The sequence below is a fragment of the Neorhizobium sp. P1_A6 genome (assembly GCF_056406795.1).
This window is the reverse complement of record NZ_JBFTZM010000001.1, coordinates 790834-811849: the sequence shown is the minus strand read 5'-3', so window position 1 is coordinate 811849 and position 21016 is coordinate 790834. Positions and strand designations below refer to the sequence as shown.

General features: G+C 62.6%; 21 protein-coding genes. 15 read left to right on the top strand and 6 right to left on the bottom strand.

Annotated features, from left to right (window positions below):
• Positions 1-104: 104 nt before the first annotated feature.
• Positions 105-1043 carry a class I SAM-dependent DNA methyltransferase gene (locus AC1D3C_RS03770; RefSeq protein WP_477481929.1) on the bottom strand — a complete coding sequence of 313 codons (939 nt, stop codon included), beginning with the start codon at positions 1041-1043 and terminating at the stop codon, positions 105-107.
• 128 nt (positions 1044-1171) lie between these two features.
• On the opposite strand from AC1D3C_RS03770, the gene AC1D3C_RS03765 reads away from it, so the two are divergent.
• Genes AC1D3C_RS03765 through AC1D3C_RS03755 form a run of 3 tightly spaced genes read left to right on the top strand, consistent with a single transcriptional unit; the run spans position 1172 to position 3290 of the window.
• Entirely contained in the window at positions 1172-1438 is a 267-nt protein-coding gene (locus AC1D3C_RS03765) for a DUF6460 domain-containing protein (RefSeq protein WP_247031264.1), read from the top strand.
• A gap of 1 nt (position 1439) precedes the next feature.
• Positions 1440-1928, top strand: coding sequence for a CAP domain-containing protein (locus AC1D3C_RS03760; protein ID WP_477481928.1), 489 nt, complete (start codon positions 1440-1442; stop codon positions 1926-1928).
• A gap of 3 nt (positions 1929-1931) precedes the next feature.
• Positions 1932-3290 (top strand): MATE family efflux transporter, encoded by a 1359-nt coding sequence (locus AC1D3C_RS03755; protein ID WP_477481927.1) that lies wholly within the window; start codon positions 1932-1934, stop codon positions 3288-3290.
• Here AC1D3C_RS03755 and AC1D3C_RS03750 read toward each other — a convergent pair.
• Entirely contained in the window at positions 3266-4357 is a 1092-nt protein-coding gene (locus tag AC1D3C_RS03750) for a quinone-dependent dihydroorotate dehydrogenase (RefSeq protein WP_477481926.1), read from the bottom strand. The genes AC1D3C_RS03755 and AC1D3C_RS03750 overlap by 25 nt on opposite strands.
• Entirely contained in the window at positions 4354-4704 is a 351-nt protein-coding gene (locus AC1D3C_RS03745) for a DUF952 domain-containing protein (protein ID WP_173426776.1), read from the bottom strand. Before AC1D3C_RS03745 ends, AC1D3C_RS03750 begins: the two co-directional genes overlap by 4 nt.
• An 82-nt stretch (positions 4705-4786) precedes the next feature.
• On the opposite strand from AC1D3C_RS03745, the gene AC1D3C_RS03740 reads away from it, so the two are divergent.
• The 3 genes from AC1D3C_RS03740 (at position 4787) to AC1D3C_RS03730 (ending at position 6821) form a co-directional block, all read left to right on the top strand.
• Positions 4787-5206: a hypothetical protein gene (locus AC1D3C_RS03740; protein ID WP_040124458.1), complete on the top strand. Its 420-nt coding sequence runs from the start codon at positions 4787-4789 to the stop codon at positions 5204-5206.
• Between the two features lie 87 nt (positions 5207-5293).
• Positions 5294-5941: a response regulator gene (locus AC1D3C_RS03735; RefSeq protein ID WP_040124457.1), complete on the top strand. Its 648-nt coding sequence runs from the start codon at positions 5294-5296 to the stop codon at positions 5939-5941.
• Positions 5942-6155: 214 nt separating this feature from the next.
• On the top strand, positions 6156-6821 hold the full coding sequence (locus tag AC1D3C_RS03730) for a S24 family peptidase (protein ID WP_040124456.1): 666 nt from the start codon (positions 6156-6158) through the stop codon (positions 6819-6821).
• A gap of 38 nt (positions 6822-6859) precedes the next feature.
• On the opposite strand, the gene AC1D3C_RS03725 is transcribed toward AC1D3C_RS03730, so the two are convergent.
• Positions 6860-7744, bottom strand: coding sequence for a transporter substrate-binding domain-containing protein (locus AC1D3C_RS03725; RefSeq protein ID WP_405029294.1), 885 nt, complete (start codon positions 7742-7744; stop codon positions 6860-6862).
• 59 nt (positions 7745-7803) lie between these two features.
• Here AC1D3C_RS03725 and AC1D3C_RS03720 point away from each other — a divergent pair, with 59 nt between their 5' ends.
• Together AC1D3C_RS03720 and AC1D3C_RS03715 are read left to right on the top strand one after the other, a co-directional pair.
• Positions 7804-9726 (top strand): glycosyltransferase family 2 protein, encoded by a 1923-nt coding sequence (locus AC1D3C_RS03720; protein WP_477481925.1) that lies wholly within the window; start codon positions 7804-7806, stop codon positions 9724-9726.
• 79 nt (positions 9727-9805) lie between these two features.
• Positions 9806-10075, top strand: a complete 270-nt coding sequence (locus tag AC1D3C_RS03715) for a hypothetical protein (protein WP_040124451.1) — start codon at positions 9806-9808, stop codon at positions 10073-10075.
• Positions 10076-10177: 102 nt separating this feature from the next.
• On the opposite strand, the gene AC1D3C_RS03710 is transcribed toward AC1D3C_RS03715, so the two are convergent.
• Both AC1D3C_RS03710 and AC1D3C_RS03705 read right to left on the bottom strand, forming a co-directional pair.
• Positions 10178-11716, bottom strand: a complete 1539-nt coding sequence (locus AC1D3C_RS03710) for a tannase/feruloyl esterase family alpha/beta hydrolase (protein ID WP_477481924.1) — start codon at positions 11714-11716, stop codon at positions 10178-10180.
• Between the two features lie 111 nt (positions 11717-11827).
• A complete protein-coding gene (locus tag AC1D3C_RS03705) occupies positions 11828-12796 on the bottom strand; it encodes a LysR family transcriptional regulator (protein WP_247031272.1) in 969 nt (322 codons plus the stop codon).
• A gap of 124 nt (positions 12797-12920) precedes the next feature.
• Here AC1D3C_RS03705 and AC1D3C_RS03700 point away from each other — a divergent pair, with 124 nt between their 5' ends.
• Genes AC1D3C_RS03700 through AC1D3C_RS03670 form a run of 7 tightly spaced genes read left to right on the top strand, consistent with a single transcriptional unit; the run spans position 12921 to position 21016 of the window.
• The gene (locus tag AC1D3C_RS03700; protein ID WP_247137809.1) at positions 12921-13841 is read left to right on the top strand and encodes an ABC transporter permease; all 921 of its coding nucleotides are present in this window, start codon (positions 12921-12923) and stop codon (positions 13839-13841) included.
• Between the two features lie 10 nt (positions 13842-13851).
• A complete protein-coding gene (locus AC1D3C_RS03695) occupies positions 13852-14691 on the top strand; it encodes an ABC transporter permease (protein WP_477481923.1) in 840 nt (279 codons plus the stop codon).
• A 41-nt stretch (positions 14692-14732) separates the two neighbouring features.
• Positions 14733-16310: an ABC transporter substrate-binding protein gene (locus AC1D3C_RS03690; protein WP_477481922.1), complete on the top strand. Its 1578-nt coding sequence runs from the start codon at positions 14733-14735 to the stop codon at positions 16308-16310.
• Entirely contained in the window at positions 16307-17146 is an 840-nt protein-coding gene (locus tag AC1D3C_RS03685; protein ID WP_477481921.1) for a creatininase family protein, read from the top strand. Before AC1D3C_RS03690 ends, AC1D3C_RS03685 begins: the two co-directional genes overlap by 4 nt.
• On the top strand, positions 17143-18795 hold the full coding sequence (locus AC1D3C_RS03680; protein WP_477481920.1) for an ABC transporter ATP-binding protein: 1653 nt from the start codon (positions 17143-17145) through the stop codon (positions 18793-18795). The genes AC1D3C_RS03685 and AC1D3C_RS03680 overlap by 4 nt, the downstream gene beginning before the upstream one ends.
• A complete protein-coding gene (locus AC1D3C_RS03675) occupies positions 18792-19469 on the top strand; it encodes an RraA family protein (protein ID WP_477481919.1) in 678 nt (225 codons plus the stop codon). Before AC1D3C_RS03680 ends, AC1D3C_RS03675 begins: the two co-directional genes overlap by 4 nt.
• The gene (locus AC1D3C_RS03670) at positions 19466-21016 is read left to right on the top strand and encodes a gamma-glutamyltransferase (protein WP_477481918.1); all 1551 of its coding nucleotides are present in this window, start codon (positions 19466-19468) and stop codon (positions 21014-21016) included. The genes AC1D3C_RS03675 and AC1D3C_RS03670 overlap by 4 nt, the downstream gene beginning before the upstream one ends.

The following is a 21016-nucleotide window of genomic DNA, read 5'->3' as shown; positions in this document are numbered from 1 at the left end:
TTGAACCCCTCAGGTTTTCGGTGATATTGCACTGCAATAAAACCGTCGGCAAGGGTCTTCAAGCGATCATCGGAGGGCTCTCAAAAAAGCAACAATCGGCCGGTTCAACCGCGCTTTTGCGACAGAAACAGAATGCCGTGAATGCGTTTTCCGGCATCCATGCGAATGACGGTGTTTTCCACCTTGAGCAAATCAAGGCCGAAGCGGGAAAGCAGCGCGCGGATAAAAGCCTCGGAATGAGCATAGCGCAGGGAATCCCGCAGCACGAAACCCTCTCCCTCGCCCGCATCCTCGACCGAGAACGCGAAGAGACCAGCCGGCGACAACAGCTCAAGCACCAGCGGGAAGACGGTTTCGAGCGACCCCAGATACATCAGCACGTCGGCTGCCGAGACCAGATCGGCGCGGTGGGGCGCAAGGGAGCCGAACAGACCGGAGATCTCCGGCGCGAGGCTGAGGTCGGACTGGCCCAGATGGTCGTAAAGGCCCTTGGCCTGCGCCTTCGCTAGCATGTTGAGCGAAAGATCGAAACCCTCGAGGCGCGCGGTCCTGCCACGGATTTCGGCACCGAACAGGCCGGTGCCGCAGCCGAGATCGACGGTATTGCTGAAAGGTCCGTGCGGTGTGACCAGCGCCGCCAGCTTGCCGGGCACGGAATAGCCAAGCTTTTCGACGAGCGCGGTATCGAACCGGTCGGCATAGTCGTCGAACAGGCCTTCGACATAACGGCTCGGCGGCCGGTCTGGCGTCTGCTCCGCGCCGATCAGTGCGAGCTTCAGGCGGGCCCCGAACACATCGTCCGGCCGCAGGGCCAGTGTCTGGCGATAGGCGTCCGCGGCCGTGCCGAGACCAGCCTTGTCGCGATATTCGCCGAGCCGGAACCAGCCGGCGGCCCAGTCGGGCGTCAGTTCGAGCGCCTGTTCGATCAGTTCCGCCGCAGCCGCGAAATCTCCGCCCTCCGCCAGCATGCGGGCGTAATCGGCGCGGCGATCGGCGGTGGCATCGCCCGAGGAGAATTGGCTGGAAAACGGGCTGGGCGGCATGGACGATCCTCTAAGGTGGAGGTTCTTTGCCGAAGCCACAAAAAAACTCAAGTTCTATCTGAGGGGAAACGCTTGCGGTGGCAACCGCTGCCGATTATCTCTCATTTGCAATTCGGAGAAGGACAAGGATGGCGGACGGGGTCAACAAGTTCCTGGGCGATACGCCAGGTCGCACGATCGTCAAGCTGATCGTGGTGTGCCTGGTGGTGGGTTTCGTGCTGGCATTCTTCGGCTTCACGCCGGACAATATCGTCAGCGAGATCCGCTACTGGTTCCTGGACCTCTGGTATAACGGCTTCCGGGCGCTCGGACGGGTCGGCAATTATCTCGTGCTCGGCGCGATCATCGTCATTCCGATCTTCGTTATCCTGCGCCTGATGAGCTACCGCCGCTGACATGACTTCACTGATCAAACCTTCCCGGCGGGACCTTCTCGTCTTTTCCGGCATGGCGCTGGTGCTTGCCGGCTGTTCCACCACATCAGTCCTGACGCCGACGGCCGGCGCCGAGGACGAAACGCAAGCAGCACTTCCGATGGTCAACAAGCTGCGGCAGAGCCGCGGCCTGTCCACACTGACGCTCGACATGCCGGCCCGCAAGGCAGCGGCCCGCCAGGCGGTTCGTATGGCGAAAGCCAACGAAATGAAGCACCTGATCGGTTTCGGCGACGATTTTGGCGCCCGGATGAAGAGCAATGACGTGGCGCTGCCGGCAGCCGAAAACATCGCCAGCGGGCAGGATACGGTCGCGGCCGCCGTGCAGGCCTGGATCGATTCGCCGAAACATCTCGAAAACATGCTCGGCTCCTACCGGGGGCTCGGGGTTGCCATGGCACGCACCTCCGCTGGCGCCCGGCCCTATTGGGCCATGGTCCTTTCCGGCTGACCGATGGAGAGCGGGGGGCGTAACCACGAGACTGGGTCGGGAAAGCCGTTCGATGTAACGCACCGGCTGGTGCTCGGCATTGCCATTCCGATGACGCTCGGGTTCCTGACGACGCCGCTGCTCGGCCTTACCGATACGGCGGTGGTCGGTCAGCTCGGCCAGGCGGAGGCGCTGGCAGGTCTGGCGATCGGCGCCATCCTCTTCGACCTTATCTACGGCAGCCTCAGCTTTTTCCGCACCTCGACCACCGGACTGGTGGCGCAGGCGTTCGGCCGAGGAGACAATAGAGAGCAGCAGGCGGTATTCTGGCGAGCCTTCTTGAGCGCGCTTGGCCTTGGCGTGGTCATGCTGGCGCTCTCGCCGCTAATCCTTCGATACGCGCCGGACATGATGACCAGCGATCCGACCGTCGCCGAGGTGACACGGCGTTATTTCGCGATCCGGGTGCTGACCAGCCCGGCGACCTTCGCCAATTTCGCGATCCTCGGCTTCGTCCTCGGGCGGGGCCAGGGCGTGCTCGGGCTGACGCTGCAGATCATCCTCAACGGCACCAATATTGTGCTCGCCATCCTGTTCGGCCTGGTGTTGGGCTGGGGTGTGGCGGGCGTCGCCTGGGCGACCGCGGCGGCGGAAGTGACCGCCGTGGTGATCGGCCTCGTCATCGTCAGCCGGCAATTTTCCGCCGCTTACCGGCCGACGCGCGCGGACATTTTCGATGCGGCCAAGCTGCGCCAGCTTTTCCAGCTCAATGCCGATATCCTGATCCGCTCGCTGATATTGAACGGCGCATTTGCGGTGCTGACCCGCGTCGGATCGAGCTTCGGGGCTGTGACGCTGGCGGCGAATGCGGTGCTGATGAACATCTTCATGCTCTCGGCCTTCTTCCTCGACGGGCTCGCGGGCGCCGCCGAACAGCTCGCCGGCCGAGCGGTGGGCGCGAAGTACCGACCGTCCTTCGATCGGGCGCTGAAACTGACCGGCCTCTGGTCCTTCGTGATGGCGGGCGTGGTCGGACTGTTCTTCGTGGTCTTCGGCCAGCCGATCATCGAGCTTCTGACCACCTCGCAAGACGTGCGGCAGGAGGCTTATGTCTATCTCGGCTGGGCGGCCGTGACCGGCTTGTCCGGCGCGCTCGCCTTCCAGATGGATGGGGTGTTCATTGGCGCCACCTGGTCACGCGAGATGCGCAACATGATGCTCGTCTCATTCGCGGGCTATTGCGTCAGTCTCGCCGTGCTCGTGCCGATGATCGGCAACCACGGGCTCTGGTTGTCGCTCAACCTGTTCCTGCTGATGCGCGGCTTTTTCCTGGCAGCCATGGTGCCGCGCAAGGCGCGTCAGAGTTTCGTCTCCGCCCATTGATCGAGGCGGCTATCGCGCAGCTCGCGGATCGAGGAGACCTTTTCCCGGTCAAGAAGGGCCGAAAGCCCCTTGACGATCGTCGCCGGCAGCCCGGGGCCTTCATAGACCATGCAGGAATAGAGTTGCACGAGGTCGGCACCGGCGCGGATCTTCTCAAGCGCATCCGCAGCACTCGAAACGCCGCCGACGCCGATGACGGCGAGATCCGGCCCGACGCGCTTGCGCATCTTGGCGAGAACCGCAGTCGAGCGCTTGAAGAGCGGCGCGCCGGAAAGACCGCCCGCTTCCTTCGCCTGGGCCTGGTCCTTCAATCCATCTCGGGCAAGCGTGGTGTTGGAAACGATCAGCCCGTCGAGTGAGTGCCCGGTCGCCTCGGTCGCGATGTCGTCGAGACCCTCCTCGGTCAGATCGGGTGCGATCTTCAGAAGGACGGGAACGGTGCGGCCATGGCGCAGCGTCTCTTCGGCGCGGGCAGCAAGAACGGCCTCAAGCAGCGCCTTCAGGCTGTCTCGCGCCTGAAGATCGCGCAGGCCCGGTGTATTGGGCGAGGAGATATTGACGGTGAAATAGCTGGCGAGCGCATAAAATTTGCGAATGCCGGCGACGTAGTCGGCGATCCTGTCGACCGCATCCTTGTTGGCGCCGATATTGACGCCGACGATGCCCGGCGCGCTACGCCGCGCGGTCAGGCGGGTGAACGCCGCCTCATGGCCCTCGTTGTTGAAGCCGAGCCGGTTGATGACGCCGCGGTCCTCCACCAGGCGGAAGATGCGCGGCTTGTCGTTGCCCGTCTGAGCCTTCGGCGTCACGGTGCCGATCTCGGTAAAACCGAAGCCGAGCTTCAGCATCGCGTCCGGCACCTCGGCGTTCTTGTCGTAACCGGCCGCAAGCCCGATCGGGTTTGCAAACCGGATGCCGGCGACGGTCTGGGCAAGCCGCGGATCGGCGGCCAAGCGGCAGGCAGGCACGAGACCCGTCTTCAGCGCGGCGATCGACAGGCCATGGGCGGTTTCCGGATCGAAAACAAAGAGGCTGCGCGAGGCAAGTCCGGCGAAGGGGCCGATCATGGCATCTTCTCCGGAAAGGCATGCAGGCCATCGACGCCGATCAGCAGCGGCATCTCCCAGAGGACCGAGGACACCGGAAGCGTGCCGTAAAGATGCGGGAAAAGATCGCCGCCGCGCGAGGCTTCGTATTTCAGTTCCTCGCCGAGCAGGGTCGCATCGACCGCGACCAGCATCAGGCCCGAGACGCCGGCGAAATGCAGCCTGGCGGTCTCCTTGGCCTGTGTACCGGTCGAAAAATGGATAAAGCCGTCCTTCAGGTCGATTTCGGCGCCTTCGAAGACACCTTTCTGCTTTGCCTGACGCCAAAGCGTTTCCGGCACGATCTTGTACACTATATCCGTCATCATCAACTCTCGGAGACCTGCTATTCTCCGACCGTTTGCCGCAAAGCCCGGCGCTTGTCCACCGTTACAGCAGGAGGACCACAACATGAAAACGCTCGCATTGACGACTTGCGCACTGCTCGTGCCGCTCGCCGCCTCGGCGCAGCAGCCGCAGACCAACCGTTTCCAGCTTCAGCGCACCGAGACCGGCATCGTCCGGCTGGATACCGAAACCGGCGCGATGACGCTCTGCCGCGACGAGAACGGCACGCTCGCCTGCCGCATGCAGCCCGACGAAAGAGCGGCCTACGAACAGGAGCTCGATCGGCTGGCAAAACGCGTCACCGCGCTCGAGGAGCGGCTCAGCAACATTCCGCCGGATGCCTTGCCGAAAGCGCTGCCGAGCGACGCGGAAGTCGACCGGTCGCTATCGATCATGGAGAAGTTCATGCGGCGCTTCATGGCGATCGTCGGTGAGTTCGCGAACGAAAAAGAGCCCGATAAACCACAGCCCAATCGTACGTGATTTCCCGCACTTGTTTCGGGTCTGGGAGAGGTTTACAACCTACTAAGATTCATTGGCACGACTATGCTCTTGGGAGGGGGCGTGGAAATGCAGACACTCACGATCATCATCGCAGACGACCACCCGCTGTTTCGCGGCGCGCTCAGCCATTCGGTGCGGGGCATTGCCGAAGAACTCGTGATCATCGAGGCTGGCGATTTCGAGGCGGCGCGACGGGCGGCCGAAAACAATCCCGATGCCGACCTGATGCTGCTCGACCTGGCGATGCCAGGGGTCAGCGGCTTTTCCGGACTGATGTCGCTCCGCGCCGAATTTTCAGGCCTGCCGATCGTCATCGTCTCGGCCAGCGACGATTGCGCCACCATCCGCAGGGCGCTGGAACTCGGCGCCTCCGGCTTCATCTCGAAATCCTCCGGGCTCGACGATATCCGCGCCGGCATCCAGGCGGTGCTGAGAGGCGACATCTGGGTGCCGGAAGGCTACCTCACCGCACCGGACGAAGATCCGGGCCTCACCGAGATCATCGAGCGGCTGAAGACGCTGACGCCGCAGCAGAACCGCGTGCTTTCCATGCTCGGCGAGGGGCTGCTCAACAAGCAGATCGCCTATGAACTCGGCGTCTCCGAGGCGACCATCAAGGCACATGTCTCGGCAATCCTCCTGAAGCTCAATGTCGACAGCCGCACCCAGGCGGTGATCAAGCTCGGCAAGATCAACATGGCGCTGGTGGCCTGACGAGGGCCGCCGCGGGAACAGGATTTTATTCCTCTCATCCCTTTACGCGAAGCTGCGGTTCCGTTAAAATTCGGGTGCGCGCGAGCCGGCAGCCCGCTGGAACGGAGCGTTCGAGAGTCTGGTCGACAAAAGTCTGATCGGTCAAGGGCGAGAGGTTCGCAGAGCGCTGGCTTGTCCGGCTTGTCTCGCGCACCGGTCACGGGTACGGACGACGATGCTGTCACATGATACGATCTGGAGCGCGATCGATACGCTCGCCCAACGCCACCAGCTGACGCCCTCCGGATTGGCGCGGCGCGCCGGCCTTGATCCTACCTCGTTCAACAAGTCGAAGCGGCTCGGACCGGACGGGCGGCTGCGCTGGCCCTCGACCGAATCGATCGCCAAGGTGCTCGAAGCGACGGGTGCCACGATCGACCAGTTCATGAGCTACCTGCCCGCCGTTCCCGGCCGCTCCTCGATCCCGGATGGCAATTTCCCGCCGCAGGGCGGCTCCATCCCGCTGCTCGGATTTGCCCAGGCCGGCGCCGGCGGCTTTTTCGACGACGGCGGATTTCCGGCCGGCCAGGGCTGGGACGTGGTGGAATTTCCGGTCGACCCCTCCCGCAAGGCCGGCGTCTATGCGCTGGAAATCCAGGGCGAATCGATGATGCCGCTTTATCGCGACGGCGACGTGCTGATCGTCGAACCGGGCGCGCAGGTGCGCCGCGGCGACCGGGTAGTGCTGAAGACCAAGGAAGGCGAGGTGATGGCAAAAGTGCTCGCCCGCCAGAGCGCCCGGACTGTGGAACTGCTCTCGCTCAATCCTGAACATCCGAACCGCAGCTTCGATCTCTCCGACGTGGAATGGATCGCCCGCATCATCTGGGCGAGCCAGTGAGCTTGAATAGCGGGTAGGAAACTGCTCCTACTCGCCGATCAGTAAAGCCCGTTCGGGAAATAACGCAGGTAGATGTCCTGCAGGCGGCCGTTGCGCGACAGAACGCTGAGCGCCTGGTCGACGGCGGCCGTCAGGAGCGGGTCGTTCTTGCGCAGCATGATCGACAGGCCTTCGCCGAGGAATTTCTCCGAGAGATAGGGACCGTCGAAGAGGGCGCAGCATTTCGCCGAACCTTCGCCGGCGACCCAGAAGGGCAGCCTCAGGCCATCGGAAAAGACGGCATCCACCTTGCCAATCTTCAAAGCCTCCAGCATCGCCTCGTAAGTGTCGAACGGTGTGGCGGTGACCTTCGGGAAAAACGCCTTCAGCATCAGCTCGTGGGCGGTGCCCCGGACGACGCCGACCGGCTTGCCGGAAAGCGCTGCCGCCGTATCGCCGTCGATCCTGGCCTTCAGGTTGCGGGCGAAACGGGCCGGCACGCCGAGATACGGCCGCGAGAAGGCAAACCGCTGGCGCCGCTCCGGCGTCACGGCAATGCCGGCGATGACGGCTTCGCCGGCCCCGCCTTCCAGGGTCTTTTCCAATTCGTCGAAGGGCAGCGCCTGGATCTGGCACTTCGCCTCGATCTTCAGTTCGGAACAGATTTCACGGGCGAGGTCGATATTGAAGCCGGCAAGCCGGCCGGTCTGGTCGGCGAAATTGAACGGCGGGAAATCGACGCTCGTCAGGATGCGCACCCGGATGATCGTGGAAAGATCAGGGCGGGCGAGCCGCTCCTTGGCATCGAACATCAAAGGCAGCGGATTGCTGCCTTCGGCGGCACGGGCCGGGATTGCGGCGGAAACGATCCCGCCGGCTACAAGGCAAAGCTGCAGAAGATTGAAAACCCCCTTGATTTTCGGGGATGCAATCATGGGATGCATCTCTATGATCCAGATCGGGACAGGTTGGGGCGTTCGCTTGCGGGCGGTGTAGCAGAAACATGCGGTTAGGGGAATATCCGCCAGCAACGCTGCCGGTGCAAGACGATGCGCGGCATAATCCGGCCCTGATCGGAAATCTGCCGACCGACCAGGGCACTGCAGCCGACGATCCGGAACTCGTCGCCCTTTCGGCGCTCGGCTTTTCGAAGCCATTGCTTGCGACGCTCACTGACAGGGCACGGCGCAACGGCACCAGCATCGAAAGCGAGCTGCTTCACAGCCGTCAGGTTGATGAGGCGGCCTATTACGGCGCCATGGCGCGCTACCTTCGCCTGCCCTTCATCGCGGAGATCGATCCGGGCTCAGTCGCCGATATGCCGGGGCTCGACACGCAGTTGCAACGCCCGAACCAGATCAGGATCAACCATCGGCACAAGGCGCCGCAGGTGGCGGTCGTGCCCGAAGCGACGCGGCTTGCCGACCTCAAGGCGGCACTGCTTGCAATGCCGCTGCTCGGGCAGGACCTTGCGATCACCACTCCATCGGCAATCCGCGGAGCTGTCTGGAGAACCGGCGCGGCGCGGCGCGTGCGCGAGACGATTGACGGGCTTTTCGACCGTTTTCCCGAGTTTTCGGCCCGCATCGTGCTCTCCGGTTCTCAGGGATTTTATGCCGGACTTGGACTTGCCGCCCTTATTTTTGCGCTGATCGCAGTGCCGATCGAGACCCTGCTTTTCCTGCATATTCTTCTGTCGCTGATCTATTTCGCGTCCCTTGTCCTGCGGCTCGCCGCCTTCACCCGGCAACAATTCGCAGGGCCGGTCCCGCCAGCCGCGCCGCCTCGAGAGGATGCGCTTCCCTGTTACACGGTGATGGTCGCGCTCTACCGGGAAGCTGCGGTGGCAGAACAGCTGATAGCCAGCCTCGGGCGGCTCGACTGGCCGCCCTCCCTGCTCGACATCAAGCTCGTCTGCGAGGCAGACGACCAGGAAACGATTGCGGCGCTGAAGGTGCTGAAGCCCGCCTCACATTTCGAGATCGTCGAGGTACCGCCCGCGACGCCGCGCACGAAACCCAAGGCGCTCAGCTATGCATTGATGGCTGCTCGAGGCGAGTTTCTGGTGATCTACGACGCAGAGGACAGGCCGCATCCGCAGCAATTGCGCGAGGCCTATGCACGCTTCCGCGCCTCGGCAGCGGAAGTCGCCTGCCTTCAGGCGCCGCTGATCATCACCAATGCCCGGGAATCCTGGATCAGCGCGTTGTTTTCGCTCGAATATTGCGGCCTCTTCCGCGGGCTGCTGCCGATGCTGGCGCGCAGACAGATGCCGCTGCCGCTCGGCGGCACGTCCAATCATTTCCGAACCCAAGCGCTGCGTGCCGCCGGCGGCTGGGATCCCTTCAACGTCACCGAGGACGCCGATCTCGGTTTTCGCCTGTATCGCCTCGGCTATCACTCGGATGTCATCACCCGCCAGACACTTGAAGACGCACCGACCACGATGCGCGTGTGGATGGGCCAGCGCAGCCGCTGGTTCAAAGGTTGGCTGCAGACCTGGCTGGTGCTGATGCGCGACCCGCGCCGGCTGATCGGCGAGATGGGGTTTCCAGCCTTCTGCATCTTTCAGCTGATGATCGGCGGCATGCTGGTCTCGTCGCTCCTGCATCCGCTGATCATCATCTTCATGGGCGTTGGCACTTATTCCATGCTGGACGCGCCGGCGGACGGCATTCCAGCCGGGGTGCTTTCGCTTTTCATCATCGACACCATCAACATCCTCGGCAGTTATCTGATCTTCGTCGGGCTCGGGAGAGGCCCGATGGTCGAGCACGAACGGCGACTGGTCGGCTGGCGCTGGATCGGCGTGCCGCTCTACTGGATGATGACCTCGGCCGCCGCCTGGCGGGCGGTGATCGAGCTGCGGTCAAAACCCTTCTTCTGGAACAAGACGCCGCACCGGCCGACCGGCAAAAGGACCTGATCCACGATCACGCCTCGCACGCCGGAACATTTCCGCTCCCCGGACGTCAGGTATAAGGCTCTGACTATGGAGGAGACCCATGCATACCTATTACCGTTATCACGGCGGCGCACCCGCGCCCGGCGCTCTCATCATCAAGTTCTATCACTCCGGCGACCAGATCCGCGGCTTCATTCGCAAGATCGCCGAGCCCTCCGAAGACGACGCGATTTTTCCGGGCGAGGAAATGGAGCCCGAAGCCGCCTTCCGAATGGCTGAAAACAAGAACCGCGGACCGGACAAGCCGCCGATCTTCGTCGAGCTTTCCGAAGGGGTGCAGTGGGACCCGGCCTGGGGCAGATTGATGTGAAGTCAGCAGGGATGACAGATTGAAAATTTACGCGCAGGAAACGGCCGCGCTATTCACATGAAGTTCCGACCGCTGTGCGGGCATCTCATGGACGCGCCCGCGTCAGTTATTGCGGCACTCAAAGCTTGCCGCGCTGTCGGCACTCCCCTCTCCCTTGTATTGCGCGTGCGACGGATAGGGGCATAGCGGTCGTGTGCGGTTCGGAAAAGCCTTGCCCGACGCTTCGACGCTTCGTGGAGCTTCATCTTTTTCCACCCAGTCGATCAGCCTGGTCAACATGTCGAACTGGTCGAGACCGGCTGGTCCGCCGCTGCAATGGCTCATGCCCGGAACGAGATAGAGCTTGGCCCAGTCCTCCACCGGCTTACCTGTCTTGGTCGCAGTGCTCATCCGGTTGAAGAAACCGACCGTATCGTTGGAGGAAAACCACGGATCACTCACCCCATGGAAGAAGATGATCTTGCTTCCTCGGGCGGCAAAGGAACTGAGATCCGCCCATTGATCGGCGTTGATCAACCGCTGTTGCGGATCGCCGATATCGGCTTTCTCGACGGCATCGTCCACATCGAAACTCATGGCGTTGTTCTTGAACTGCCGATTGCGCTTGTCATCAAAGCGCATGAGTCCCGGAATGGGATCTGTCGTACTCATGACGCCGGTATCGTAGGGAAACGCCACATAGGCCGGCCGGCTCGATGCATCAAGCGTCGGCGAAAATGTCTCGGCCACGACGTCCGCCTGCTGCTTCGTGAGACAACCGTCGGTCTTGCCGGCAGGGCAGACAAGGCTCGCCGGATCGAACTTGCATGCGCCCGGATTTGAGATCATTCCGTCCTCGAGGCCGTCAAGACCGTCGCAAGCCTTTAGTATTCCCTTAAGGACCAGATCGCGGTCGGCATCCGAAAAGGCTTTCGAGCGGTCCGGCGCGCCATCGGCACCGGCTGGAGATATCTTGTTCATCGCGACGTTCTTGGCGGCGAGCGACATGTTCGAACGGCTTGTGCGCATGGCAGGAGCCCCGGCGATAATGCCGTCGAACAATGTGGGAAAGCGTTGCGCCGAGGCCATCGCCTCGCGGCCGCCGGTCGAGCATCCCGCAAAATAGGAGCGATCGGCGCCCTTGCCGTAGTAGGCGGCGACCAATGCCTTGCCGAGGGCCGTGACCTTCTCGACCGACCAGCCGGCGAAATTCAGCGTGGCAATCTGGTCCGCCCTGAAGGAGGCGTCCCATGCCTCGCCCTTGTGGCCGCTGTCATGGGAAATGACGGCGAAACCGCGGGAAAGAGCATTTTTCCCTCCGGAGGCCACGTCCCCCACCGCCGGCCGCACGACGCCATTCAGGCCCCCGCCGCCCTGCACCAGAAACCTTCCGCTCCAATTGTCCGGCAAGGCGATCGAAAACCCGATCGCATAAGGCTTGCCGTCCGCGCCGGTCCGGTGCTCGAACGACCCGCTGACGAGACAATGCGCTGGTCCCTTGTCCTTGACGTGATCGGCGCTCGCGACCTTCATGTCGAAAGTCGGCAGCTGAAGGTTCTTCGCCGCCGAGCATTGGGCTTCGGGCGAAGAATCCGCGGCGACGGCCGGCGTCAAGCCGGGCATGAGGGCGACAAAAGCTGTGGCTACAAGCAGCTTGACCATATCCGATCGTCCTCCTCCGTGACGCAGCCTCCTCAAGCCGCGCGACAATCGCACCAGATTTCAGGCTCCCTGTCAATCAAGGCTGCACGATGTGCCTGGCCGAGTTGACCATCATCCGTCGACCGATTCCAATTGGGTCGGCGGGATAGACTTGATCGGCCACCTGATCGCGGTTCTCACATCCTTCATTGCTGCAACCCGACGCGTCGTCTCGACGAAATCGAGCACGATCTTCGATTTTTCCTCCGCATGCCAGGCGACGAGCAATTCGACTTCGGCGGGTATGTCGTCGAGCCGCCTGTAGACGAGATATGGGCTGGGATTGTGGGCGAGCCAGGACGGCGCAATCGCAATCCCGACGCCGGCCGCCACCAGCGTGCCGATCGCCAAAGTGTGCGAGACCTCCTGCACGATGACCGGATAGACGCCGGCGCGGCGCAACGCACCCATGATCGCGTGATAGTAGCTCGCTCCGACTGTCGGGGCATAGGTGATGACGGGTTCGCCGGCGAAATCTTTCACCGTCAGGTTTTCCTTCTGCGCCAGCCGATGCTCCCTGGGCAGCACCGCCACGAAACCTTCCTGCAGGATATGCTCCGTCTTCAGAAAGCCTGCCGGATTGGTCGGGCGGATGAAGGCCACCTGAACCTTGTTGTTCTGGAGCAGTTCAAGTTGCTGTGCCGTGCCGAGCACCTGCACGTCGACGGTCATCGCCGGATAGCGCTTTCGAAAGTCCGAAATTACCGGCGGCAGGACATGCGATAACGCCACATGCACACCGCTGACGGAAATCGTTCCGCTATCGTCACCGGAAATGGAACGGGTATGCGTGACCGCCCTGTCGATCCCGCCTAGGATTTCCTGGGCGTGGCGCAGGAAGATTTCGCCTGCCGGCGTCAGCTTTACGCGCCGCGTCGTACGGCGGAAAAGCTTGGTGCCGAGGCGATCTTCGAGCTGCCGGATCTGCTGGCTGAGAGGCGCCTGCGCCATGCCGAGCTTGTCTGCGGCTCGGCTGAAATGCAGCTCTTCGGCGACGCAGGCGAAATAGTGGAGGTGACGAAATTCGATGCCGTATTTCATATCTAAAACATATCAATGCTCGCTCGATTTTGTAATAGATAATAATCTATTCCCGTGATTAGTTTTCAAAAAAAAGACGATAAAGTTGGAACAGCTGGAGCTTCGGCTCCCGGAACGGAGCGTGATGACGCGTTTCTGGGTATTAAAAATTCTGCGCACCGTGCTGACGCTTTGGTTCGTGGTGACTTTCGCATTCGTGGTACTGAGAACGTCCGGGGATCCGGTCGTGGCACTTGTCGGCGCCGATGCCACACCTGAGGAGGTCGAGCAGTTCCGCCAGCTCTGGCGTCTCGACGATCCGCTCTGGATTCAGTATTTCCGCTACGTCATCCAGATGGCGACCGGCCAGTTCGGCATTTCCTACCGCGACGGCCGCGAAGTCATCGACATCATCGTCGAGCGCGTTCCCTGGACGCTGATCCTCGGCCTTTTCTCCTATATCGGCGCCATCCTGATCGGCGTTCCGGCCGGCATCATCGCTGCCATCAAGCGCGGCTCGACCTTCGACAATCTGATCATGGCGACCGCCGTGTTCGGTTTCGCCCTGCCGAACTTCTTCCTCGGCATCCTGATGATCCTGCTCTTCTCCTTGAGCCTGCAATGGTTGCCGAGTTCCGGAACAGGAACCATCTGGCATCTGATCATGCCCGCCATCACGCTTGCGACCTTCACAGCCGGAACGCTGGCGCGGTTCACACGCTCGGCCATGCTGGAAGTGCTGGACAAGCTCTATATCCGGGCCGCAGCCGCGAAAGGCGTCGGTTACTGGAAACGCATTATCTTCCACGCGCTGCCGAATGCCAGCATCCCGCTCGTCACCATTATCGGTCTCAATCTCGGCGAGCTGATCGGCGGCGCCATCGTCGTCGAAACCGTGTTTGCCTGGCCGGGCGTCGGGCGCCTGCTGGTGACCGCCGTCTCCTCGCGCGACCTTGCCGTCGTGCAGGGGCTGGTGCTGATCATGGCGGTGACGATGGTACTCGCAAATCTTGTCGTCGACCTGCTCTACGGCCTCCTCGACCCGCGCATCCGCGTGCAGAATTGAAGGCCGGCAAATGAAGCGCGTTTCCCCCATTCTCGTTCTCGCCATCATTATCCTGGCGGCCGCCGTGACCGTCGCGATCGTCGGCAATGTCTTCACGTCGCATGGCATGTCGCAGCAGAACCTGCTCGCCCGCCTGAAGCCCCCGGCCTTCATGACCGGCAGCAATCCGAGCTTCCCGCTCGGCACCGACCGCATCGGCCGCGACATGGTGGCAAGGGTGATCGCCGGCCTGCGGATGTCGCTTTCGGTGGCGATCGCCGGGACGATCATCGGCGCTGTCGTCGGCTCCGCGATCGGCTTCATCGCCGCGCATTTCCGCGGCTGGGTCGAGGAAGGACTGATGATGCTGGTCGACTTCCAGGCATCGCTGCCCTTCATCCTCATCACGCTGACGCTGCTTGCCTTCTTCGGCAACAGCATGACGCTGTTCATCATCCTGATGGGCCTGTTCGGATGGGAAAAATACGCCCGCCTCTCCCGCGGCGTGGTTCTGTCGGCGATCAACCAGCCCTATGCCAAGGCGATTGTCGCGCTCGGCGCCGGCAACGGCCGGCTCTATCTCAAACATGTGCTGCCGAACGTGGCGAGCGCCCTGATCGTCCAGGTGACGCTGACATTCCCGCAGATCATCCTGCTGGAAACCTCGCTCAGCTTCCTGGGTCTCGGCATCCAGGCGCCGCAGACCAGCCTCGGCCAGATCCTCGGCGACGGCCGCGATTATCTCTCGACCGCCTGGTGGATCTCGGTCTGGCCCGGCTCGGTCATCTTTCTCGTCACTCTTTCGATGAGCATCGTCGGCGACTGGCTGCGTGACCGCCTCGATCCGATGCTGCGTGCCCGAACAACCTGAAAATGCCGCTCGAATATAAATGAACAAGGGAAGGTGGAACGATGTTTACAAGACGTGAAGTGGGAAGTCTCATCCTCGGAGCGGGGGCCCTGTCGATGGTGGGCAACCTTCCGAAGGCAAACGCTGCGGACAGGCCGTCGCTCAATATAGCGGTCGACAATCTCTGGGCCAATATGGCAACGATCAACGGCATCTCGACGACGTCGCGCCGTATCTTCCCGAATTTCTACGACAACCTCGTCGACCGCGACTACATCAAGGACGAAAACGGCCTGATCTTCGCACCGAAGCTGGCCACCAAATGGGAGCAGAACGGCAACATCTGGAAGTTCACCCTGCGCGAAGGGGTCAAGTTCCACGACGGCACGGAGATGACGGCGGAAGACGCGGTCTTCACGCTATCGCCGGAACGCCTCTGGGGCGCAAAACCCTTCGAGCCGCGCGGCAAGACTTTCACCGCCGGCTTCAAGCGCGTCGAAGCGACCGGCAAATATACGTTCGAGATCGAGACCGAGCGGCCGGACCCGAACATCCCGAGCAAGCTCACCGGTTATATCGGCTTCGTCGTGCCGAAGAAGTACTATATGGAAGTCGGCGTCGATGCCTTCGGCCAGAAGCCGATCGGCACCGGTCCCTACAAGGTGACGACCTTCCGCTCCGGCGAAATCATGGTTCTCGAAGCCTTCGACGACTATTGGGACGGTCCGCCGCCGGTCAAGCAGATCTCCTGGAAGATCGTTCCGGAATTTGCCGCCCGCATGGCAGGCCTGGTCTCCAAGGAATTCGACTTCATCGTCAACATTCCGACCGACCAGGAAGCGGCGCTCGAAAAATACCAGGGCGTGACGCTGAAGCGGGTTCTGGCCGACAACTACCCGGCTCTCGCCTTCAACACCCGTCCGGACCCGGTTGATAATCCGCTGGTCGATCCGAACCTGCGCTACGCCATGGTCCAGGCGATCGACATGAACGCGATCGTCCAGGCGCTGTTTAACGGCACCACGGAACATCCGGCAGTGCCCTTCAACTTCACGGAATACGGTAAGTTCTACGATCCGAAGGCGCCGGTGAAGCTTCCCTACGATGTCGCAGCCGCCAAGGCGCTTGTCGCCAAGACCAAATACAAGGGAGAAAAGCTCCTCTGGCATATCACCCGCCAGTATTATCCGAACTACGAGGCGGCAGCCGAAATCATGGTCGAGCAATGGCGCGAGGTCGGCATCAATGTCGAGGCGCAGATCCTCGACAATTTTGAACTCGTCTACCGCCGCCCCTACCATCTGATGAACATGTCGATGAGTTCCGATTTCATCCCCGGCGATCCCTATCAGCCGCTGTGGCTCGATTGGGGCCCGACCGCATCGCGCTCCACGGCCACCTGGAAGACCTGGGATCCGACGCCGGAATATCTGGCCGCCGGCAAGAAGTTCGACGAGGCGATCGAGTTCGAGGACCGCAGACGAGCCTATCTGGAACTTTCGGACGCTTGGCAGAAGGTGACGCCCGGCTACTACATGTGGAAGAGCGTCTACAACTGCGCCCACCGCGCCGGCATCCAGTTCAAGTTCAAGCCGAACGGCGAGATGCGCATCTACGGCGATTATTTCAAGTTCGTATGATGAGCATCAAACGCAAGCATGCGCTGAAGGACATGACGTTCGCGGAGTTCCGCGAACGTCTTTCCGAAAAGCCCGTCATCCTGCTGCCCTTCGGAAGCCAGGAGGAACAGGGACCCCACGCCCCGATGGGCGATTTCATGCTGACCGAAGCGGTGGCGGCGAAGGTGGCGGAAGCCTCCGACGCGATCGTCGCCCCGATCATCCCGTTTGGTTATGCCGATTTCTTCAAGACCATTCCCGGCGGCATCCAGTTCCGGGCTTCGACCTTCTCGGCCGTGGTCGAGGACACCGTAACCGCCTTTCTGGATCACGGCATCGAGCATATCCTGATCCTGAACGGCCATACCAGCAATGCGCCGCTTTTCGACCAGACGCTTCGCCGCATCCGCGCTGAGCGCGGCGTTTCCGTCGCCTTCATCAATCTCTGGCAGGCAATCCCGGATACACTCTGGAAGGAGCTGCACGGCGCCTCGGCCACGGCCGCCCGCGGACATGGCGGCGATCCGCTGACCTCGATCTACCTGCATCTCTTCCCCGAACTGATGCGCATGGATCTCGCCCGCCCCTCGGTGCGCGAAAAAGCCTTCGGCCTGCCGACCGGCGGCGTCAACAACGTCCAGTTCGAAGGCATGCCGGTGCATGTGCCGCTCAATTGCGACGAGGTGAATGCCGATGGCATGCTCGGCGGCGATCCGCTGCTCGCCAGTGCCGAAAAGGGAGAGAAAATGGTCGAACATCTCGTCGGTTTCTGCGCCCGCTTCGTTGAACATCTGCGCCGCTGCGACATGCGCTCGGTGACGGCCTTTTCACCGCAGACGGACAAGGCGGCCTCATGAGCAACGAGCGGCTTTCCATCGAACATCTGAACGTGCCGCTGCCACGCGGCGCCGATCGCGCCTTTGCGGTCGAAGACCTGTCACTATCGGTCAGCAAGGGCGAAATCCTCTGCATCGTCGGCGAATCCGGCTCCGGCAAATCGCTGACCGCACTCGCCACAATGGGCCTCCTGCCCCGCAACCTCGGGCGGCCGGCGGGCAAGGTGATGTTCGAGGGCAAGGACCTGCTGACCCTCGACGAGGCGACCCGCCGGGACATTACCGGCCGGCGCATCGCGATGATCTTCCAGGAGCCGACGGCGGCGCTCAACCCGATCTTCCGGGTTGGCGAACAGGTGTCGGAGACGTTCCGCATCCACACGTCGCTGAGTGGGGCCGAGATCCGCAAGAAGGTGATCGATCTCTTCCGCGAAGTTCAGCTCCCAAATCCCGAGCAGATCTACCATTCCTATCCGCACCAGCTTTCCGGCGGTCAGTGCCAGCGGGTGATGATCGCCACCGCCCTCGCCCTCGATCCGTCCGTGCTGATCGCCGACGAGCCGACCACCGCGCTCGATGTCACCACCCAGGCGCAGATCCTCAAGCTGATGCTGGACCTGCGCGCCAAACACGATACCGGCATCGTCTTCATCACCCATGATTTCGGCGTCGTCGCCGAGATCGCCGACCGCGTCGCCGTCATGCAGATGGGCAAGCTGGTCGAGATCGGCACCCGCGACGAAATCCTCAACCACCCCAGGCAAGACTATACCCGCCGCCTGCTCGCCGCCGTGCCGACACTGACGCCGCGGAAAGAACGCGAAGGCCTCGGCAACCCAGTGCTGATCGCCAGGAACATCGTCAAGACATTCGCCCGCTCCGGCCTCTTCGGCGGCGGCCGCACCGTGAAGGCGGTGGACGACGTCGATATCACCATCCGTCGTGGCGAGACGCTGGGGCTCGTCGGCGAGTCCGGCTCCGGAAAATCGACGCTGGCGCAATGCGTCATCCGCCTCGTGCAGCCGGAAAGCGGCGACATCCTGATCTCCGGCGGAGATTTTGCCGGCCTCAACGGCAAGGCGCTGCGCGAGGCACGCCGCAAGGTTCAGATCGTCTTCCAGGATCCGTACACCGCACTCGATCCGCGGCAGAAGGTCGGAGATTCCATCGCCGAAGGTCCGGTCATTCACGGCCTCGACCGCAAGGCGGCGATGGCGCGCGCCCTCGACCTGCTCGAAGCCTGCGGCCTCGACCGCGCTTCGGCCACCCGTTTCCCGCACGAGTTCTCCGGCGGCCAGCGGCAGCGCATCTGCATCGCCCGCGCACTCGCGGTCGAACCGGAATTGCTGATCGCCGACGAGAGTGTCTCCGCCCTCGACGTCTCTGTGCAGGCGCAGGTGTTGAAACTGCTCGCCGACATGCAGGAGAGACTTGGGTTCGGCATCCTGTTCATCACCCACGACCTGCGCGTCGCGAGCCAGATCTGCGACAACATCGCGGTGATGCGCAACGGACGGATCGTCGAACGGGGCGATCCGGCCTCGCTGTTCGGTGCGCCGAAGGAAACCTACACGAAGGAACTGCTCGCCGCCGTGCCCGGCAAGGGCTGGCAGCACCATGCCAGTGAAAACGAGGCCGGGACGGTAAAATCCCGGGAGGAAACCCCATGAAGAAATATCATATCGGCAGCGTGCCGAAACAGGTCGACCCGGAACTGATCGCCAAATTCGAAAGCGTCGAAGTGGCGACCATCGGCCATTTTCGCCACCGCGGTTTCGTGCATCATTCGATTTCCCCCGTTGTCGAGCCGGGCAGGACGCTGGTCGGCACGGCGGTAACGGTGGCGATCCCGGCAACCGACTCCACCCTTCTCCACCACGCGATCGGTTTCATCCGCCCCGGCGATTTCCTGTTCGTCGACAGGCTCGGTGACGACCGGCATGCCTGCATCGGCGGCGGCGTCGCCTTCGCGATCAAGACCGCCGGCGCCATCGGCGTCGTGCTCGACGGTCCCTGCACCGATGTCGAGGAAATTCTTGAACTCGATCTGCCGTTCTGGTCACGCGGTGTCTCCGGTATCACCACGCGGCTCAACGATCTCGGCGGCTCGCTCAACCTGCCGATCTCTTGCGGCAACGTCCCGGTCATGCCGGGCGATATCGTGGTTGCCGATGCAAGCGGCGTCGTGGTGATCCCGGTCGATGAAGCTGAAGATGTCGTCGAGGAGGCAATCTCGCGCCAGGCCCGGGCGGGCCGCAACAAGGACAAGATCGCAGCCGGCGAAAAGCTCGGCGACCTCTCGGGTGCCAGCCGTCTGGTTGCCGCTGCGCTGGAGCCGAAATGATGGAAAATCCGCAATACAATCATCTCCGCGTCGAGCGCGGCGTCTATCGCAAGGTCGCCGGCGTCAGCGAACGCGGCGTCGTTACCTCCCAGCACTACGCGGCGGCCGAGGCCGGGGCGGCGGTCCTGTCAGCGGGCGGCAATGCCGTCGACGCTGCCGTGACCGCCGCCTTCACCTTGCAGACCGTCGAACCCTGGATGACCAGCCTCGCCGCCTGCGGTTACATGCTGGTCGCCCAGCCGGACGGAAAGGTCGAGATCGTCGAATTCACAGGGCGCGTACCTTCCACTTTCGACGAGGAATTCTATAAGCCCGATCCCAGCATCAAGACCTTCATCGGCCACCCGGCTTCGATCGACAACCGCAATGTCCGCGGTTTCACAGCGGCGGTCGTGCCGGGCTGCGTGCGCGGCTTCGCGGAAGCCTTGAAACGCTACGGCTCGATCGGCTTCGATCGCGCACTTCAGCCCGCGATCGATCGTGCCCGCAAGGGCATGTATGTCGACTGGCATACGACGCTGGCCATTGCGATCGCCGAGGGCGAACTTGGCATGGATCCCGGCGCCCGTTCAATCTTCCTGCCGAGCGGCCATGCGCCGGAACCCAGCTCCACCCTGCCGCTCCACCAGCTCGCCCAGACGCTGGAGCAGCTGGCCAACGAAGGCCCGGATTCGCTCTATGGCGGCGCGATCGGCGAGAGGCTGGTCGCCGACCTCAATGCCGGCGGCAGCTCGATCACCCTGGAGGACATGGCCAGTTACGCCCCCCTCCTCTATCCGTCCCGAACCATGCCATTGCAGGGCAAAACCGTGCATGTGGCGGGGGAAACCAGCGCCGGCCAGCGGCTCTTCGACGCGCTCGATCACTTCGACAGGAAGCGCGGAAAAGGCCCGGTCGACGCTGGTTTCTTTACGGCCATGGCCGAAGCCCTCTGGGAAAGTTTCGGCGCTCATCGCAAACGCCTCAACCCCGCCGAGACGACCAACAAGACCAGCACGACGCAGGTCAATGCGGTGGATTCCGAAGGTCGTATGGTCGCGATCACCTTCACGCTGCTCAACCGTTTTGGCGCCCGCGCCCTGTCTCCCTCGACCGGAATCCTCTTGAACAACGGCATGTCCTGGTTCGACCCGACACCCGGCCGCGCCAACTCGCTGACGCCGAACGCCTATGCGCCGAGCAATATGTGCCCGGTGGCGATCACCGACGAAAACGGCGCTTTCGCGGCCTTCGGCGCTGCCGGCGGCAACCAGATCGTGCCGTCGCTAGCACAGTTGACAGGCATGATCCTGCATGCCGGCCTCGACATCGAGGAGGCGATGAACCTGCCGCGCATGACCACCGGCCCGCACAACGACATCATCGTCAATGTCGATATGCCCGCCGAGCAGATCGAGGCACTCGAAAAGATCGCCAAGGTGAAGCCCGCCGCAGCCGTCGTCTATCCCCGGCCCTTCGCCGCTCCCGGCATGGTGGGGAGGCGCGGCAATGCCTTCATCGGCATGCCCGACATCACCTATCCGGCCGCCTACGCCGCCACAGCCTGA

Coding starts and splice junctions, on each gene's coding strand:
- AC1D3C_RS03705 (WP_247031272.1), bottom strand. CDS start 12,796: ATGAAATACGGCATCGAATTTCGTCACCTCCACTATTTCGCCTGCGTC.
- AC1D3C_RS03715 (WP_040124451.1), top strand. CDS start 9,806: ATGCATACCTATTACCGTTATCACGGCGGCGCACCCGCGCCCGGCGCT.
- AC1D3C_RS03710 (WP_477481924.1), bottom strand. CDS start 11,716: ATGGTCAAGCTGCTTGTAGCCACAGCTTTTGTCGCCCTCATGCCCGGC.
- AC1D3C_RS03750 (WP_477481926.1), bottom strand. CDS start 4,357: ATGATCGGCCCCTTCGCCGGACTTGCCTCGCGCAGCCTCTTTGTTTTC.
- AC1D3C_RS03685 (WP_477481921.1), top strand. CDS start 16,307: ATGATGAGCATCAAACGCAAGCATGCGCTGAAGGACATGACGTTCGCG.
- AC1D3C_RS03725 (WP_405029294.1), bottom strand. CDS start 7,744: ATGCATCCCATGATTGCATCCCCGAAAATCAAGGGGGTTTTCAATCTT.
- AC1D3C_RS03755 (WP_477481927.1), top strand. CDS start 1,932: ATGGAGAGCGGGGGGCGTAACCACGAGACTGGGTCGGGAAAGCCGTTC.
- AC1D3C_RS03770 (WP_477481929.1), bottom strand. CDS start 1,043: ATGCCGCCCAGCCCGTTTTCCAGCCAATTCTCCTCGGGCGATGCCACC.
- AC1D3C_RS03670 (WP_477481918.1), top strand. CDS start 19,466: ATGATGGAAAATCCGCAATACAATCATCTCCGCGTCGAGCGCGGCGTC.
- AC1D3C_RS03760 (WP_477481928.1), top strand. CDS start 1,440: ATGACTTCACTGATCAAACCTTCCCGGCGGGACCTTCTCGTCTTTTCC.
- AC1D3C_RS03730 (WP_040124456.1), top strand. CDS start 6,156: ATGCTGTCACATGATACGATCTGGAGCGCGATCGATACGCTCGCCCAA.
- AC1D3C_RS03700 (WP_247137809.1), top strand. CDS start 12,921: ATGACGCGTTTCTGGGTATTAAAAATTCTGCGCACCGTGCTGACGCTT.
- AC1D3C_RS03740 (WP_040124458.1), top strand. CDS start 4,787: ATGAAAACGCTCGCATTGACGACTTGCGCACTGCTCGTGCCGCTCGCC.
- AC1D3C_RS03745 (WP_173426776.1), bottom strand. CDS start 4,704: ATGATGACGGATATAGTGTACAAGATCGTGCCGGAAACGCTTTGGCGT.
- AC1D3C_RS03765 (WP_247031264.1), top strand. CDS start 1,172: ATGGCGGACGGGGTCAACAAGTTCCTGGGCGATACGCCAGGTCGCACG.
- AC1D3C_RS03680 (WP_477481920.1), top strand. CDS start 17,143: ATGAGCAACGAGCGGCTTTCCATCGAACATCTGAACGTGCCGCTGCCA.
- AC1D3C_RS03735 (WP_040124457.1), top strand. CDS start 5,294: ATGCAGACACTCACGATCATCATCGCAGACGACCACCCGCTGTTTCGC.
- AC1D3C_RS03720 (WP_477481925.1), top strand. CDS start 7,804: ATGCGGTTAGGGGAATATCCGCCAGCAACGCTGCCGGTGCAAGACGAT.
- AC1D3C_RS03695 (WP_477481923.1), top strand. CDS start 13,852: ATGAAGCGCGTTTCCCCCATTCTCGTTCTCGCCATCATTATCCTGGCG.
- AC1D3C_RS03675 (WP_477481919.1), top strand. CDS start 18,792: ATGAAGAAATATCATATCGGCAGCGTGCCGAAACAGGTCGACCCGGAA.
- AC1D3C_RS03690 (WP_477481922.1), top strand. CDS start 14,733: ATGTTTACAAGACGTGAAGTGGGAAGTCTCATCCTCGGAGCGGGGGCC.